The organism is Weizmannia sp. CD-2023 (assembly GCF_036225245.1).
GTDB lineage: Bacteria > Bacillota > Bacilli > Bacillales > Bacillaceae_C > Weizmannia > Weizmannia faecalis.
The window spans coordinates 1-15,302 of the sequence record NZ_JARTJQ010000126.1 but is presented as its reverse complement, the minus strand read 5'-3'; the positions used below and the strand labels follow the sequence as shown (position 1 = coordinate 15,302).

Annotated in this window: 19 protein-coding genes and 1 other annotated feature; all 19 genes read left to right on the top strand. The window is 49.0% G+C overall.

All coding sequences use genetic code 11. The features are described from left to right. Positions 1–343, top strand: a 343-nt coding sequence (locus P9687_RS16400) for a type II secretion system F family protein (RefSeq protein ID WP_328228931.1), incomplete at its 5' end; no start/stop codon positions are given. Positions 344–425: 82 nt separating this feature from the next. Next, complete coding sequence (locus tag P9687_RS16395; protein WP_046720692.1) at positions 426–860, top strand: prepilin-type N-terminal cleavage/methylation domain-containing protein; 435 nt, start codon at positions 426–428, stop codon at positions 858–860. A 102-nt stretch (positions 861–962) separates the two neighbouring features. Beyond that, a complete protein-coding gene (gene pilM / locus P9687_RS16390) occupies positions 963–1,961 on the top strand; it encodes a type IV pilus biogenesis protein PilM (protein WP_046720693.1) in 999 nt (332 codons plus the stop codon). Next, positions 1,962–2,840: a PilN domain-containing protein gene (locus tag P9687_RS16385; protein WP_046720694.1), complete on the top strand. Its 879-nt coding sequence runs from the start codon at positions 1,962–1,964 to the stop codon at positions 2,838–2,840. Further along, positions 2,837–3,541 (top strand): type 4a pilus biogenesis protein PilO, encoded by a 705-nt coding sequence (gene pilO, locus P9687_RS16380; protein WP_046720695.1) that lies wholly within the window; start codon positions 2,837–2,839, stop codon positions 3,539–3,541. Before P9687_RS16385 ends, pilO begins: the two co-directional genes overlap by 4 nt. Positions 3,542–3,646: 105 nt before the next feature. Next, positions 3,647–4,408 carry a prepilin peptidase gene (locus P9687_RS16375; RefSeq protein WP_046720696.1) on the top strand — a complete coding sequence of 254 codons (762 nt, stop codon included), beginning with the start codon at positions 3,647–3,649 and terminating at the stop codon, positions 4,406–4,408. Between the two features lie 109 nt (positions 4,409–4,517). Then, complete coding sequence (locus P9687_RS16370; protein WP_230951701.1) at positions 4,518–5,510, top strand: hypothetical protein; 993 nt, start codon at positions 4,518–4,520, stop codon at positions 5,508–5,510. Positions 5,511–5,701: 191 nt separating this feature from the next. Further along, positions 5,702–6,385 carry a RadC family protein gene (gene radC, locus P9687_RS16365; RefSeq protein ID WP_272870407.1) on the top strand — a complete coding sequence of 228 codons (684 nt, stop codon included), beginning with the start codon at positions 5,702–5,704 and terminating at the stop codon, positions 6,383–6,385. A gap of 173 nt (positions 6,386–6,558) precedes the next feature. Then, positions 6,559–7,575, top strand: a complete 1,017-nt coding sequence (locus P9687_RS16360) for a rod shape-determining protein (RefSeq protein WP_017551063.1) — start codon at positions 6,559–6,561, stop codon at positions 7,573–7,575. A gap of 106 nt (positions 7,576–7,681) precedes the next feature. Next, positions 7,682–8,548: a rod shape-determining protein MreC gene (mreC, locus tag P9687_RS16355; RefSeq protein WP_014097865.1), complete on the top strand. Its 867-nt coding sequence runs from the start codon at positions 7,682–7,684 to the stop codon at positions 8,546–8,548. Further along, positions 8,548–9,066 (top strand): rod shape-determining protein MreD, encoded by a 519-nt coding sequence (gene mreD, locus P9687_RS16350; RefSeq protein WP_168986065.1) that lies wholly within the window; start codon positions 8,548–8,550, stop codon positions 9,064–9,066. The genes mreC and mreD overlap by 1 nt, the downstream gene beginning before the upstream one ends. A gap of 223 nt (positions 9,067–9,289) precedes the next feature. Beyond that, positions 9,290–9,982, top strand: a complete 693-nt coding sequence (minC, locus tag P9687_RS16345; RefSeq protein WP_168986064.1) for a septum site-determining protein MinC — start codon at positions 9,290–9,292, stop codon at positions 9,980–9,982. Continuing rightward, positions 9,975–10,784 carry a septum site-determining protein MinD gene (gene minD / locus P9687_RS16340; RefSeq protein ID WP_013859807.1) on the top strand — a complete coding sequence of 270 codons (810 nt, stop codon included), beginning with the start codon at positions 9,975–9,977 and terminating at the stop codon, positions 10,782–10,784. Before minC ends, minD begins: the two co-directional genes overlap by 8 nt. Before the next feature lie 126 nt (positions 10,785–10,910). Then, positions 10,911–11,663 carry a M23 family metallopeptidase gene (locus P9687_RS16335; protein ID WP_168986063.1) on the top strand — a complete coding sequence of 251 codons (753 nt, stop codon included), beginning with the start codon at positions 10,911–10,913 and terminating at the stop codon, positions 11,661–11,663. Further along, positions 11,656–12,522, top strand: coding sequence for a M50 family metallopeptidase (locus P9687_RS16330; protein ID WP_014097868.1), 867 nt, complete (start codon positions 11,656–11,658; stop codon positions 12,520–12,522). Before P9687_RS16335 ends, P9687_RS16330 begins: the two co-directional genes overlap by 8 nt. A gap of 51 nt (positions 12,523–12,573) precedes the next feature. Then, on the top strand, positions 12,574–14,052 hold the full coding sequence (locus P9687_RS16325; protein WP_035188247.1) for an Rne/Rng family ribonuclease: 1,479 nt from the start codon (positions 12,574–12,576) through the stop codon (positions 14,050–14,052). A 47-nt stretch (positions 14,053–14,099) separates the two neighbouring features. Beyond that, positions 14,100–14,183: a sequence feature (ribosomal protein L21 leader region), on the top strand. A gap of 11 nt (positions 14,184–14,194) precedes the next feature. Continuing rightward, on the top strand, positions 14,195–14,503 hold the full coding sequence (rplU, locus tag P9687_RS16320) for a 50S ribosomal protein L21 (protein WP_013859803.1): 309 nt from the start codon (positions 14,195–14,197) through the stop codon (positions 14,501–14,503). A 12-nt stretch (positions 14,504–14,515) separates the two neighbouring features. After that, the gene (locus P9687_RS16315) at positions 14,516–14,845 is read left to right on the top strand and encodes a ribosomal-processing cysteine protease Prp (protein ID WP_035188245.1); all 330 of its coding nucleotides are present in this window, start codon (positions 14,516–14,518) and stop codon (positions 14,843–14,845) included. Positions 14,846–14,857: 12 nt separating this feature from the next. After that, positions 14,858–15,148, top strand: coding sequence for a 50S ribosomal protein L27 (rpmA, locus tag P9687_RS16310; protein ID WP_013859801.1), 291 nt, complete (start codon positions 14,858–14,860; stop codon positions 15,146–15,148). Positions 15,149–15,302 lie beyond the last annotated feature (154 nt).

Here is a 15,302-nt window from a genome sequence, read left to right as displayed (position 1 = left end):
TTTACGTGCGGAATATGCGGTCGAAAACGAAGTAATGACAAAAGTGCTCCGCCAGGCCCGCGATGCGCTGGAAAAAGGGCAGTCGATGACAGAACCGATGCGGCGCCACTGGGTCTTTCCTCCACTTGTCACGCAGATGATTGCGATCGGCGAGGAAACCGGTGCGCTGGACGCCATGCTTGGCAAAGTCGCTGACTTTTACGAAGCAGAAGTGGAAGCCGCTACCGACCAGATCAAAGCGCTGATTGAGCCGTTTATGATCGTCGTCCTCGCAGCCGTTGTCGGCACGATCATTGCCGCGATTATGATACCAATGTTCGAAATTTATAATAATGTTCAATAAATTGATCAAAAAAAGGTAGGATTATGCAACACAACCATGTATAATATAGGTAAAAAGTTCTAGGACATTAGGAGGAGAAACGATGTTACACAAGAAAAGAAAGTTATTGAAAAATCAAAAGGGCTTTACGTTGATTGAACTGTTGGCAGTTATTGTCATTTTGGCCATTATTGCAGCGATTGCGATCCCGGCGATTAACACCATCATCAAGCATTCAAAAATCAGTGCCATTAAATCGGATGCTGTCCAAGTAATCAATGCTGCGAAACTCTATGTATCTTCGAACAGTGTTCCCACGGATAAAAAAATTACTAAAGATATGATAAATAAGTATTTGGATGATGAAGTGAATCTTAAAGATGACTACTATGTAACAGTAGATGAAGATGGTGGAAAAATGGTTTATAAATTAAATGGTACTGGTGAAGATGATGGGGTAACAGTAACATTTACAGATGCAACCATTGGTGGAATAAACGATAAATCAACCAAATATGACACTACAGTAAACAAATGATTTAACATGCGCGATTTTTTAAATATTATAACCTAAGGTTTCTTTTAATTAATTAGAGAAGCCTTAGGTTATAAATTTACAAAGATTTAAGGAGCCATCATGATGCCACGCTCATTTTTTCCATCATCGAAAAAAACCGGAAATTTCATTATCAAAGACCATGTCATTCGTTTTCTCGAATTGAGGCAGACTGACCCGCCTGTTGTTGCAAAAATGGGCGAGCGGTATTTGCCGGAAGGGCTGATCCGCGGCGGGAAAATTGCTGATGCCGAGACGCTTGCGATGATCGCTGAAGAATGTCTTGGTGATTGGGGGCTGAAGGGAAAACACCCAGTTCGTTTTGCTGTGCCCGACAATTTTGTTGTCGTGCGCCAAATTGCTGTTCCGGATGAGATTGCCATGGATGAAATGGAAGGTTATATTACCCTTGAGCTTGGTTCTACCATCCATTTGCCGTTTGACGATCCTGTATTTGACTTTGCGCTCCTTGGTGAGTCGAATCAGGAAAAGCAGGTGTTGTTATTTGCTGCGCCCCGGGATGTCGTCGAAGATTATGCCGGTTTTTTTAACGATATCCGCCTGAGCCCGGTTGCTGCCGATATTTCCCCGCTATGCGCCTACCGGTCTTTTTATCATTTGAATACACTGAATGCGATGGACCATCTGCTCCTTCTCCAGTTTGATTTATCGATGGTCAATGCGACCATTTTCCACCGGCATTTCCCGCTGCTTGCCAGGGAGCTTGAAGTCGATATTCCGCTTTCCAAATGGGAGACGGAGACCAATGCTTTTGGCGAAAAAAAGTACCGCTGGCCGGAAGACGATCCACTGCTCCGCTACCAGACGGAAAATATTTATAAAGAGCTGGACAGAATCGTGAATTATTACCAGTTTTCGATCCGGAAAGGGCAGGATGCGGTCAATCAAATTTTGCTGAACGGCGATTATCCGTATTTGCCCGAGGTTGCGGACAATCTTGCGGAGCAGTTTGGCCTGTCGGTCAAGATGATCGAAACGGAAAAAGTATCTTCCGCAACCGGGCAGCCGTTTCCCGCTCGCTTTGCGCCTGTTTTGGGCCTTGCACTGAAAGAGGTGAAATAAATGCTTGTCGAGATTAACCTGCTGCCGAAAAAAGAACCGAAAAATATCGCGCTGCTCTTTTGGGGCGGAATACTGGCCGGTGCAGCCGCCATTTTTGTCATCGTCTTCTTTATTGCGCTCCATCAGACAAAACAGGATCTTGCCGCCGTTAATCAGCAAATCAAGCAGACGGAAGCGCTCCAGGCTGCTGAACAGGCAGCACAAAAAAGCAATGCGGACATACAGGATTTTAAAAAGCTCTCGTCCGCCGTTAAATGGGCAAGTGATACGCCGGTCAAGACGGTGCCGGTATTGGACAAGCTTACCAAACTTTTGCCGCAATACGGCTATATCACGGACTTTTCCTGCGGCAGCACGGGCGCGAATATGACCGTCCAGTTTGATGCGTCCGATGAAGCGGTTTACTTTTTAAAACGGCTAAATGACAGTCCGTATTTCAGCGGCGCCGTCTTAACCAGCATCAAAATGAATACGGAAACGGCCAGCGCTTCTTCAAGCGGCACATCCGGCGCTGCAACCGGCTCAGCTGCAGGAACGGGCACAACATCCGGCACATCAGCCGGTTCCTCTTCCGGATCCGGCACTTCCAAAACGGCAAGCAGCACATCTTCCGGATCAGATGCGTCCAAAACGGGTGACGGATCTTCTTCGGACACGTCTAAAACCGGTTCCTCTTCCACATCCGGTGCATCCAAAACATCCGGTGGTAACGGCGAGGGCGGTTCCTCTTCCTCCCCGGCGCCAACGGGTGGCACATCCGGCGCGGATACTGCAGCAACCGGTGAAGCAGAGGGTGTAACGGTCTATGAAGCGACATATACGATCCAGCTCAATCAAACTGCACTCAATGCCGCTAGCAAAAAGGAGGAACAGCAATGAACCTCCGTTTAAACCGGAAACAGCTTTTTATCATGCTTGCCCTCTTTGCCGTTTGCCTTGCCGGTGCAGCCGGTTTGTACTGGTTTGTGCTGGCGCCGGCTAAGTCCGAGCTGGCCGGACAAAAAGCTGCGTTGAAATCGGAACAGCAGGTGCTATCCAGCCTGCAGTCAAAAAAACAGCAAAGCCCGGAACTGCAGCTTGGCAATGTCGTCAGCCTGATGCGGAAAATCCCGGCAAAACCGCTTGCGGAACAAGTGCTGCTTCAGTTCAGGATGGCAGAGGCCCTTTCCGGCAGCCGGATTACAGAAACAGACGCCCAGCAGGACTCCGCCGGTACGTCCGGGAGCGAGGAGGCTACACAAAGCACAACGAGCGGCACCTCATCCGGCACACAGCAAAAAACAGACGTGCTGCCTGCCGGTGTCAAAAAACTGTCGTATACTTTAAAAGTGGAGTCAGACAGCTACAAGAGCATGAAAACATTTTTACAGACGATTGAAAACTTGCCGCGCATTACAGTGATCGAAAGCCTCAATTTCAGTCCGGGGGAAGGAGCGCCTGGATCGAGTGGATTGCAGTACACCGTCACGGTTTCCACTTTTTATTACCCGGCGTTAAGCCGGTATTCGGACTATTTGCCGGAAATCGACGTGCCGGCAGCGGGACATAAAAGTGACCCGGTCGCAATAAAGGGGCAATAAGTTTTCGGCATGTTCATCCTTGCCATTACATATGCTTAATATCGCCCGTTCCTTGCCGGTAGCGAACCAAAAATACCATATGCTGAAATATTAGAGGGATCAAACATGCATGGATTGTGGACTGCTTATTTTGCGGCACTGGGAATGGTGTTCGGCTCGTTTTATAATGTCATCGGGCTACGCGTGCCGAATCATGAATCGATTATCCGTCCCGGGTCGCATTGCCCAAAGTGTGGGCACTCGTTAAGCTGGTATGAAAATATACCGGTATTGTCTTTTCTTGCTTTACGGGGCAGATGCAGAAGCTGCCGCGCGCCGATCTCCCCGGTCTATCCGGTATTTGAGGCGCTGACCGGGGGCTTGTTTGCCTATTCTTTTTACCGGTTCGGGTGGAGTCCCGAATTTTTGCTTGCCGTTTTTTTTATTTCGCTGCTTGTCATCATTACCGTTTCCGATTTGGCGTATATGCTCATTCCCGATAAAGTGCTGTTTCCTTTTGCAGCCGCCATTGCCGCCGTCCGGCTTTTTCACCCGGCATCGCCGTGGTGGTCCGCCTGGCTCGGGGCGGTTTTCGGCTTTTGCCTCCTCTATCTCATTGCCTTTTTCACAAAAGGCGCGATGGGCGGCGGGGACATTAAATTGTTTTTTGTGATCGGGCTTGTGCTCGGCATAGAGAAAACTTTTCTGGCCTTTTTTCTGGCCTGCCTCTTTGGCGCGCTTTACGGCGTCGGTTTGATGGCTGCCGGCAAATTTAAAAAACGAAAACCGGTGCCGTTTGGGCCGTTTATCGCCATCGGTGCGCTTACCGCCTATTTTTTCGGAAACAGCCTTATCGGGATGTATTTGCGTTTCTCCGGGCTCGGATAAAATTTGCATAAAATGCCGGAAATCGGCGAATGGTTTTTGGACAAGGCGACAAAAGTCTTGTTCTTTTTTTTGCCGGTTATGGTAGCATGAAGCAAATCGGGCAGGAGAGGTGAAAGCATTGGACAAGGCGAAAAAAAAGGCGAAAATCACAGTCAAAGTGGGCGGAAAAAAGGAGCAGCCGGAAGACAGCGTAAAAGTCCATGACTGGAAAGCGGCCGAGGAAACGGCTGCCGCACAGGAAGACAGCGCAAAAGAAGAGGAATCATTTGAATGGGTGCTGCCCGAACTCGATGCGGATCAGATTGAAGAATTCCGGCCGATCCATTATACACCCGCGCCCAAAAAGAAAAGCATCTTCCCGAAAAAAACGGCGGCGAATAGGGCCGCGCCGGCGATTTTGTTTTCTGTCGTGTCCGCAGTGGTGTTTGGGGCGCTGCTCGGGTTTGTTGTATTAAAATTTATTGCGTACGGAGATCATCAAACAAAACTCCCGAATCAGCAGGCTGAAGGCGCTGCAACGGGCGCAGCACAGCAAGAGGCCAGGCTTCCGGCGCTAAGCATCGGCATCATCCAGGCAGGGGTGTTCAGCACGGAAGGCGCCGCCTCTAAAGTGTCGCGCGAACTCGCCTCAAAAAAGGTCCCGTCGATGCAGCTTTCGATGGACGGGCAGCGCTATATTTTTGCAGGTGTGGCCGACAGCCCTGGCACGGCCAAAAAAATGGAAAGTGCCTGGAAAGACAAAGGCGTCGAACTGTATGCAAAAGAAATCAGTTTTTCCAGCAAAAAGGTCCAAACGACGACAAAGGATGAGCAAATTTTTGCCCGGGAAACGGTTCCGCTTTTTCAAAAACTGGCAAAAGAAACGGCCGCCGCTGTCCAGAACGGAGAGGTTTCACCGGACGGCATGAAGACAGTCGGAACAGCAGCCGGCAACGTCAAAAAGCTGGCAAAAGTCAGGCAGGAAACGCTCGGCCGGCTGAAAAAATACGAAACGGCCGCGTATGAATCGCTCGCGGCTTATCAAAAAAGCGGCAACCGGCAGGATTTAACGGATGCCGAACAAAACCTGCTGGACTACGTAAAGGTTTACAGCGGGCATTGAAACCAAATGCGGGCTTCCGGCTGAAAAGCTGCGGTGCCACGAATGCCCGCATGGCACTATTTTTTGTCTGAAAAGGTTGAATTTGCAGTTGTTACACGGCCCGTTTTTTGGTACGATACAATTGTATCTCCCATACAAAAGCCCATTGGTTTGATTCCCCCGCCTCCTGCTTTAGAAAAGGAGGAATTCATTTGGAAAAAATGCTGATCAAAGATTTTCCTGCAGAAGACCGCCCGCGTGAACGGCTGATCCGCACAGGAGCGGAGAGCCTCTCCAATCAGGAACTACTTGCCATTTTACTCCGTACCGGCACGAAAGATGAATCGGTGCTCGAGCTTGCCAACAGACTGATCCGCCATTTTGAAGGCTTGCGGTTTTTAAAAGATGCTTCCCTTGAGGAAATGACGTCCATCAAAGGCATCGGCACAGCAAAAGCGGTCCAGATTCTGGCCGCGATTGAACTCGGCAGAAGGATTGCCAATTTGCTGCACGATACACGTTATGTAATCCGCACGCCGCAAGACGGGGCCAATTATGTCATGAATGATATGCGCTTTTTATCCCAGGAGCATTTTGTCTGCCTGTATTTAAATATTAAAAACCAGGTGATCCACCGGCAGACGATTTTCATCGGAAGCTTAAATGCCTCGATCGTCCATCCCCGCGAAGTGTTCAAAGAAGCGCTCAGGCGTTCAGCTGCTTCCATTATTTGTTTCCATAACCATCCATCCGGAGACCCTTCTCCTTCCAAAGAAGATATTGAAGTTACCAAACGGCTTGCCGAATGTGGTAAAATAATGGGGATTGAGATTCTTGACCATTTGATCATCGGTGAGAAAAAATTTGTAAGTCTGAGACAAAAAGGGTATTTGTAAGGCTTTGAATTTTTTTATGGTTACGATATAATAAATCGTATGATTTTTACGGCCGGCACTGCGCCGGAAATACCTGAATTCCGGATGTAGATTTAAAGTGACATCCATAAATAAGCAAAAGTATGGCACCAACTGGTGATGAAAATTTATCGTGTAGAAAGGGAGATACATCCATGTTCGGAAGTAAAGACCTGGGGATTGATCTTGGGACAGCCAATACATTGGTTTTTATAAAAGGGAAAGGAATTGTGGTGCGGGAACCTTCCGTTGTGGCCATCCAGACGGATACGAAACAGATTGTCGCAGTCGGGGATGCCGCAAAAAAAATGATCGGCAGGACGCCGGGAAACATTGTGGCGACGCGGCCGATGAAAGACGGCGTGATTGCGGATTATGAAACGACGGCGGCGATGATGAAATATTATATTCAGCAGGCCACAAATAAAAAAGGCTTTTTTTCAAAAAATCCGTATGTCATGGTCTGCGTCCCTTCCGGCATTACGGCGGTGGAAGAGCGCGCGGTGATTGATGCAACCCGCCAGGCCGGGGCACGGGATGCTTTTACGATTGAAGAGCCTTTTGCGGCTGCGATCGGTGCCGGGCTGCCTGTCTGGGAGCCGACCGGAAGCATGGTTGTTGATATCGGCGGCGGCACAACGGAAGTGGCGATTATTTCGCTGGGCGGAATTGTGACAAGCCAGTCGATCCGGGTGGCCGGGGATGAAATGGACGAAGCGATCATCAGTTATATCCGCAAAAATTATAATCTTTTAATAGGGGACCGAACCGCAGAACAAATTAAAATGGAAATTGGTTCAGCAGGTGAGCCGGAGGGGATCGAACCGATGGATATCAGGGGCCGGGATTTGCTGACCGGTTTGCCGAAGACGATCACGATTACCGCGGATGAGGTGGCCGATGCGCTCCACGATACGGTGTATGCCATTGTCGATGCGGTCAAATACACGCTTGAGCAGACACCGCCTGAACTGGCAGCTGATATTATGGATCGCGGCATCGTCCTGACAGGTGGGGGCGCCCTGTTGCGCAACCTCGACCATGTCATCAGCAAAGAAACCGAAATGCCGGTGCTGATTGCTGAAAACCCGCTCGACTGCGTAGCAATCGGAACAGGCAGCGCGCTCGAAAATATCGAACTGTTTAAAAACAAAGCAAAAAATTCTAAATAGGACATGCTAGTGTCCTGTTAACGCATTCTCCTGCCGGTTTTTTCTGGCGGGAGAATGGTTTTCAATCCGGGAATGGCCGGAACAAAGTGTTATAGGAGTGGATTTTATGCCACAGTTTTTTTTGAATAAACGATTGATCGTCCTTTTAATCAGTGTCATTCTGCTTGTCGCCATGATCGGATTTTCCATTAGGGAACGCGACCGGATTTCAAAACCGGAACAGTTTGTGCGCGATATCGTCGGGCTCGGCCAGTCCGTCATTGCCAAACCCGCCAATGCCCTTGCCGGTTTTTTTGACAATATCGAGGACTTAAAAAATACATATACTGAAAACAAAAAACTGAAATCCCATTTGGAACAGCTGACAAGCCTGGAAGCGCAAAATCATGAACTGAAAAAAGAAAATGAAAATTTGAGATCTATTATAAAGGAAAAAAACAGTCTTGGAGATTCAGAGTCCATTCAGGCCCAGGTCATTGCACGCAACCCGGATAATTGGTACGAGCAAGTGGTGATAGATAAGGGCGAAGTCAACGGCGTTACCAAAAACATGGCTGTCGTCACTTCAGGTGGTTTCCTCGGAAAAGTGACGCAGGTCGACAAATTTTATTCAACCGTCGAACTTTTGAGCTCGCCCGATGAAACGAACCGCGTATCCGCCAAAGTGCAAAATGCCAAAAAAGACGCTTACGGTTTAATCGAAGGATACGACAAAAAAGCAAAAATGCTGCTTTTGAAACAGCTTGATTTTAATATCAAAGTCAAAAAAGGCGATCATGTCGTGACATCCGGTTTAAGCGGCATGTTTCCGAGCGGGCTTCTGATTGGTGACATTGAAAAAGTAACCCCGGATGAAAACGGGCTGACGCAAACCGCTTATGTAAAGCCGGCAGCCAATTTTTATGATGTCCGCGAAGTGCTCGTCATCAACCGGAAAGCAGTGAACCTAGGCAGCGCAGGAGGAGAGCAGTGATGAAACGGATCGTGCTCCCTCTGATTTTAAGCCTGTGCTATATTGCTGAAAGTTTATTTGCCCAATTTTTTGCCGCCCGTTCTTTTGGCGGAAAATTTACCATTGTTCCCCATTTTCTGCTCGTTATGCTGATTTTAATGGGGATGCATTACCGAAAAAGGCTCACCATCATTTATGCCTTTGTATTCGGCATGCTGTTTGATGCTTTTTACACGGGCATTCTGGGCGTTTATCTGTTTTTCTATCCGCTTGCGGTTTACCTGACAGAAAAAATGGACAGGATCCTGCAATCCAATATTTTCACCGGCACGCTTGTGGCAGTCTTGAACATGGCGATTGTCGAATTTTTGGTCTATGGCATCAATGCTTTAATTAATCCGCAGGTGATGGGATTTGACGATTTTCTCTTGCTCAGGCTTTGGCCGACTTTGATTTTAAATGCCGCTTTTTTTATTTTGGCATGGTATCCGATGGGGAATTTTTTAAAGCGGCGTGCAAGGGAAGAAGAAAAGGAATAACGGCGGGGAGAAAATCTGTTAAAATGGGAAAGAAGGATTTTCCGCCTTTTTGTCGAATGATCCGGACAAGGGGGAATGGAAAAAGCAAAAGGGTTTGCGGGCCGAAACCAGCCGGAACCGCACGCACGGAGGCTTATTCCTGCGTGCCGGGCCGCAAAACGCCGTCTGAAAGCCATTTCGGATGTGTCGTTATTTATTGAGCCGTTGAGGTGAGCAGTTTGAAATGAAGAAAACGCAAAATGTAACCATAAAAGGCACGAAAGACGGAATTGTGCTGCATTTAAACGACCAATGCTCCTATCAAGCTTTAAAGGCGGAATTAGAACAAAAATTACTGGCCCAGTCTGTCGATGAGGAGGAAAACAGCCCGATCCTTGCCGTCAAAATTCAGCTTGGCAACCGCTATTTGACGCCAGCGCAGGAAGAAGAGATCAAAAGCCTTGTGCGTGCCCGGCGGAACCTTGTTGTCGATAAAATCATCAGCAATGTCATTACAAAAGAAGCGGCTGCGCGCGAAAAAGTGGAAAATGAAATTGTGCCTGTTACCACCATCGTCCGGTCCGGTCAGGTGTTAAAGGCGGAAGGCGATCTTTTGCTTGTCGGCAATGTCAATCCGGGCGGAACCGTGATTGCAAACGGCAATATTTTTATCATGGGAAACCTCCGCGGCATTGCGCACGCCGGTTACAGCGGGAGAAGGGACGCCGTTGTTATCGCTTCCAATATGGTTCCGTCCCAAATCCGGATTGCCGATTGTCTGAACCGGGCGCCTGATGATTACGGGAAAGAAGATCGGCATGAGATGGAATGTGCTTACATAGATGAATCGGACCATATTATCATTGATAAATTGCAAGTGTTGAAAACTTTGCGGCCGAATATGACAAGATTAAAAGGAGGGTTCTCATATGGGTGAAGCGATTGTCATTACATCCGGAAAAGGCGGCGTCGGCAAAACGACGACATCGGCAAACCTCGGGACTGCGCTCGCGCTTCTCGGAAAGAAAGTCTGTCTTGTCGATACAGACATCGGGCTCCGCAATCTTGACGTCCTGTTGGGGCTTGAAAACCGGATTATCTACGATCTAGTCGATGTCGTAGAAGGCCGCTGTAAAATCCACCAGGCAATCGTAAAGGACAAGCGTTTCGATGACAAGCTCTTTTTGCTGCCGGCTGCCCAGACAAGCGACAAATCCGCCGTCACGCCGGAACAGATGAAACAATTGATCCACGGGTTAAAACAGGATTACGATTATATTCTGATTGACTGCCCGGCCGGCATTGAACAGGGATATAAAAATGCAGTGGCGGGCGCTGACCAGGCGATTGTTGTGACAACACCGGAAATCTCGGCGGTAAGGGATGCCGACCGGATCATCGGGCTTTTGGAAAAGGAAGAACATATCGAGCCGCCGAAACTGATCATCAACCGGATCCGGAGCCATATGATGAAAAGCGGGGACATGCTGGACATCGATGAAGTGACAAGCCATTTATCAATCGATTTGATCGGGATTGTAGCCGATGATGAAGAAGTGATCCGCGCTTCGAACCAGGGTGAACCGATTGCGCTCCATCCGACGAACCGCGCCTCCCTTGCCTACCGGAATATTGCCCGCCGGATTTTGGGGGAAACGGTGCCTTTAATGCCGCTTGAAGACCAGAAACCCGGCATGTTTGCGCGCTTTAAAAAATTATTCAGTTCGAAATCTTCTTAATGGCAGAGCCGTTTCTGAACGTTTTTCCAAACGATCAGGGCGGCTTGTTTTGTTCCCGGTTCTAACCGCTTTGGACAGGTCATACATTGGTAATAAACGAATGCCTGTACAGAAGGGGTGAATCGATTGGGAAACCGCGCCGATGAAATCCGGAGACAAATGGCGAAGCGGAGAAAAACGATCAAGCAGGCTTATAACGGCAAAGAAACGGTCTATGCGAGCCTGATCAAAGATGAGGGCACACATGTATATGAACCGCCGGGCAAAACGCCGCATCCGCTTTTTAAAAAAGAAACGGTGCTATTTAAAATTCTGGCTTCTGCCTGCCTTGTCCTCGCTGTGGCAATTCTGTTTAAATCGGAACGTCCGGAATTTGACAAGCCGAAAGCCGCCGTCAAACAGGTAATGGCGTCCGAATTTCAATTTGCAAAAGCAGCCGCCTGGTATGAAAAAAAGTTTGGCAAGCCGGTCGCGCTCTTTCCGGAAAAATCGTCAAAAACGGAAACCGCTGCTTCCAATGAAGATTCGCAATATGCCATGCCGGTATCGGGAAAAATTCTGACTCGTTTTTCTGCCGATGGAAGAGGGGTTACGATTGAAACAAAGCCGGGCGCAAGCGTGAAAGCGATGAGCGGCGGGACGGTCATTTTTGCCGGGAAAAAGCCGAAACTCGGCAATACCGTTATTATCCAGCATGCCGATTCAACGGAAACATGGTACGCAAACCTCAGCAAAATCGATGTGGGCCAGTATGACAGCCTCAAGACGGGCGAAAAGGTCGGCACGGCGCGAAGCAGCGGGGAAAAAGGGGAATTTTATTTTGCGCTTAAAAAAGACGGCGGTTTTATCGATCCGATCCAGGTGATTAAATTTGAGTGAGCGGTTTTGGCTTCTGAAAAAAATCAAAATCCATCCCCTTTTCTGGCTCGTGGCTGCCATTGCTGCTGTTACCGCCCGTTTCCAAGATCTCATCCTGCTGTTTGCGATCATTTTCATTCACGAAATGGGGCACGCGGTTGCGGCGCAATATTTTTCATGGCGGGTTAAAAAAATCGCCATTTTGCCGTTCGGCGGCGTCGCTGAAACAGAGGAACACGGAAACCGCCCGCTGAAAGAAGAACTGATCGTGACACTCTCAGGCCCCCTCCAGCATGTTTGGATCGCCGTTTTCGCGTATTTGTTGTTCCGCTTCGATGTCTTGCCCGGACAGATGTATACGCAAATCGGGGAGTGGAACCGGGCCATTCTTTTTTTTAATTTGCTCCCGATTTGGCCGCTTGACGGCGGGAAATTGCTGAATATGGCGTTTTCCACGGTTTATCCTTTTTTGCGCGCATTCCGGATGACGATTTGCTGTTCGTTTATCGTGCTGCTCCTTTTTCATGCGGCCGCCCTGCTGAATGCGCCGGCAAATTTGAACGTCTGGGCGATCGCCGTTTATTTATATGCCGCCCTTTGGAAAGAATGGAAACAGCTTTACTTTGTTTTTATCCGTTTCCTGCTTGAACGGTATTACGGAAAAAGGGATCCGCTCCGTCATCTGGAAACGATCGAGGTGGATGCGGGCGCATACTTGTATGAAGTGCTCGAAAGCTTTAAACGGGGACGCAAACATCCGCTCATTGTCCTTAAAAACGGGGTGGAAGTCGGGAAGCTTGATGAAAATGAACTCCTTCATGCCTTTTTTTCCGAGAAGCAAACCAATGCGAAAGTAAGCGATATCCTGTATAGTTATTGATGGAAGCCGCAATTAAAGCGGATGAAAGCGAAGACAGTGTGGTGGAATTTTTTGGACAGATCAATCATCATCAATGTGAAAACAAGGGAAAAACGATATGCGGTCATCGAAAACGGCAAAGTATCTGCCATCCGCATCCGGCAGCCGGGCGATGCGGCAAAAGTCGGGAATATTTATCTCGGCAAGGTGGCAGATGTCAAACCCGGAATCAATGCCGCGTTTATTGATATCGGCGGCATCCGGCACGGTTACTTGCATATCAGCCGGCTCCCTGCTTTTGTGAACAGCAAAAATTCGAATCCAACGATTTCAGCTTATCTTTCGCCCGGGCAGACGGTCATGGTCCAGGTGAAAAAAGATGAAACAGGGCAAAAAGGGCCGCTTTTGACCGGCATCATTGAGCTTTCAGGAGAACAGATTGTGTATCTGCCGGAAGGAAAGTACACGGCTGTTTCCAAAAAAGCGGATGATGCAGACCGAAACAGGTGGCGGAAAAGGGTCCGCAAAGCGCTTGAACCGCAGGAAGGGATCATTGTCCGGACCGCAGCCATCCATGCCGGCGGGGACGGGTGGCGCGATGAACTAAAATGCCTCAGGCTTCGGTACAAATGCCTGCTCGAAAAGGCGGCACAACTGAAAGCGCCGGCTGTTCTGCACGAAAAAAGCACGGTGGAAGCGGAAATTTTCCGCGAACTTGTCCGCTTAAAAAGCGGCACGGTGATCGTGGATGATGCGGAGGCACTTGCCCGCCTGAAAGCATTGCTTGCGGGCCGGTCGGAACTGGACTGGTCGTTTGAGCTCTACAGCGGAAAACAGAATATTTTTACCCGCTACCGTATCGACCGGACGCTTGAGGACGCCTTGAAAAGAGTGGTCTGGCTTGAAAACGGCGCCTATCTTGTCATCGACGAAACAGAAGCGCTCACCATTATTGATGTGAATACCGGAAAATATACGGGCACAACGGACCAGGCCGAAACGGTGCTGAAAACGAATCTGCTTGCGGCGAAAGAAATCGGCCGCCAGCTGAAACTGCGCGATTACGGCGGCATCATTCTCGTCGATTTTATCGATATGCAGCGCGATGAACAGCGCGCACAAGTGAGGGCGGTGCTTGAAAAAGAACTGGAAAACGACGAGAAACAAACCCGCATCACCGGTTTTACGGAGCTTGGCATTTTACAAATGACGCGCAAGAAAACGCGCAAATCGCTTCCCGAGGCACTGCTTTCCGTTTGCCCGGTCTGCGGGGGCAGCGGCAAAATCGAAAGCCCCGAGACGCTTGCTTTCCGCCTTGAACGCGAGCTGTGGGAAGCGCCGTACGCGGATTACGAAGCCGTCTTGATTGAATGCACGCAAGATGTGAAGGACTGTTTTTGCGGGGAAACGGACGTCCACTTAAAGCGGCTGGAAAACCTGCTTGGCATTAAACTCATTTTTCACATCACTCGCGATGCGCATCCGTTTTATGCCATCCGGCAGTTCGGGACGGCAGCCGGCCTTGCCGCAAAAGGCAAAGATCCCAATTGACAAAGGAAAAAGTGTGTGTTAACATCAGTATGTTATGTTTGTAGCGCCCTGTGCTACAACCGCTCAGGAACAGGCTTTGCAAGTTTTTACATTTCGTAAAACGCCTGTCTTTGGCGAGTCTGAGTCTTAAGGAGGTGCAGTGATGTACGCAATTATTGAAACCGGCGGGAAACAAATCAAAGTAGAAGAAGGCCAAGCTGTATATATTGAAAAATTGGATGCAGCAGAAGGCGAATCGGTTACATTTGACCGCGTTCTTTTTGTCGGCGGCGAATCGGTAAAAGTCGGCAGCCCTGTTGTTGAAGGCGCTACGGTTACGGGTAAAGTGGAAAAACACGGCCGTGCGAAAAAAATCGTTGTATTCAAATATAAAGCGAAGAAAAATTACCACAAAAAACAAGGCCACCGTCAGCCGTACACAAAAGTGGTCATTGAAAAAATCAATGCGTAAGGTGCACGCGGCATGATCCGGGTCCGCATCAAACGCAAAAAGAATGGGAACATCTCATCTTTTCAAATGAGTGGCCATGCCGAATTTGCCGAATACGGCCAGGACATTGTCTGTGCCGGCGCTTCCGCTGTTTCTTTCGGGACGGTGAACGCCATTATGGAAGTGGCGGGGGTTGAACCCGAAATCCGCCAGTCCGAAAGCGGCCTTTTGGAATGCAAAATCCCTTCGCATCTTTCGGAAGAACAGGCGACAAAAGTGCAGATTCTGCTTGAAGGCATGGTTGTATCCCTCGAGACGATAGAACGGGAATACGGCGAATTTATCCATATAACCTTTGAATAGGAGGTGAGCATCATGTTGAAATTAGATCTTCAGTTTTTCGCTTCCAAAAAAGGGGTCGGCTCCACGAAAAACGGTCGTGACTCGATTGCAAAACGCCTCGGCGCAAAACGTGCGGACGGCCAGTTCGTAACAGGCGGCTCGATCCTTTACCGCCAGCGCGGCACGAAAGTTTTTCCGGGCGAAAACGTCGGCCGCGGGGGCGACGACACTTTGTTTGCGAAAGTTGACGGCGTTGTGCGTTTTGAACGACTCGGCCGCGACAAGAAAAAAGTGAGCGTATATCCGGTGGCACAAGAAGCCTAACCCATAAAGCCCCGGGCTGCGATATTCGCGGCCCGGGGCTTTTGCATTTTCCAATAAACCACTCCCGTTCTGAAAAACGTACAAAAAACGGGTTGCCGCGTTCTTCTGGCGAGTGCCGGGCACATGCCGCTATCATTCGTATGTGTAAAATTTT

Excerpts from the sequence above, each read along its gene's own strand:
- P9687_RS16395 (WP_046720692.1), top strand. The coding sequence starts at position 426 with ATGTTACACAAGAAAAGAAAGTTATTGAAAAATCAAAAGGGCTTTACG.
- P9687_RS16375 (WP_046720696.1), top strand. The coding sequence starts at position 3,647 with ATGCATGGATTGTGGACTGCTTATTTTGCGGCACTGGGAATGGTGTTC.
- rplU (WP_013859803.1), top strand. The coding sequence starts at position 14,195 with ATGTACGCAATTATTGAAACCGGCGGGAAACAAATCAAAGTAGAAGAA.
- minD (WP_013859807.1), top strand. The coding sequence starts at position 9,975 with ATGGGTGAAGCGATTGTCATTACATCCGGAAAAGGCGGCGTCGGCAAA.
- minC (WP_168986064.1), top strand. The coding sequence starts at position 9,290 with ATGAAGAAAACGCAAAATGTAACCATAAAAGGCACGAAAGACGGAATT.
- rpmA (WP_013859801.1), top strand. The coding sequence starts at position 14,858 with ATGTTGAAATTAGATCTTCAGTTTTTCGCTTCCAAAAAAGGGGTCGGC.
- pilM (WP_046720693.1), top strand. The coding sequence starts at position 963 with ATGCCACGCTCATTTTTTCCATCATCGAAAAAAACCGGAAATTTCATT.
- P9687_RS16385 (WP_046720694.1), top strand. The coding sequence starts at position 1,962 with ATGCTTGTCGAGATTAACCTGCTGCCGAAAAAAGAACCGAAAAATATC.
- mreD (WP_168986065.1), top strand. The coding sequence starts at position 8,548 with ATGAAACGGATCGTGCTCCCTCTGATTTTAAGCCTGTGCTATATTGCT.
- pilO (WP_046720695.1), top strand. The coding sequence starts at position 2,837 with ATGAACCTCCGTTTAAACCGGAAACAGCTTTTTATCATGCTTGCCCTC.
- P9687_RS16360 (WP_017551063.1), top strand. The coding sequence starts at position 6,559 with ATGTTCGGAAGTAAAGACCTGGGGATTGATCTTGGGACAGCCAATACA.
- mreC (WP_014097865.1), top strand. The coding sequence starts at position 7,682 with ATGCCACAGTTTTTTTTGAATAAACGATTGATCGTCCTTTTAATCAGT.
- P9687_RS16315 (WP_035188245.1), top strand. The coding sequence starts at position 14,516 with ATGATCCGGGTCCGCATCAAACGCAAAAAGAATGGGAACATCTCATCT.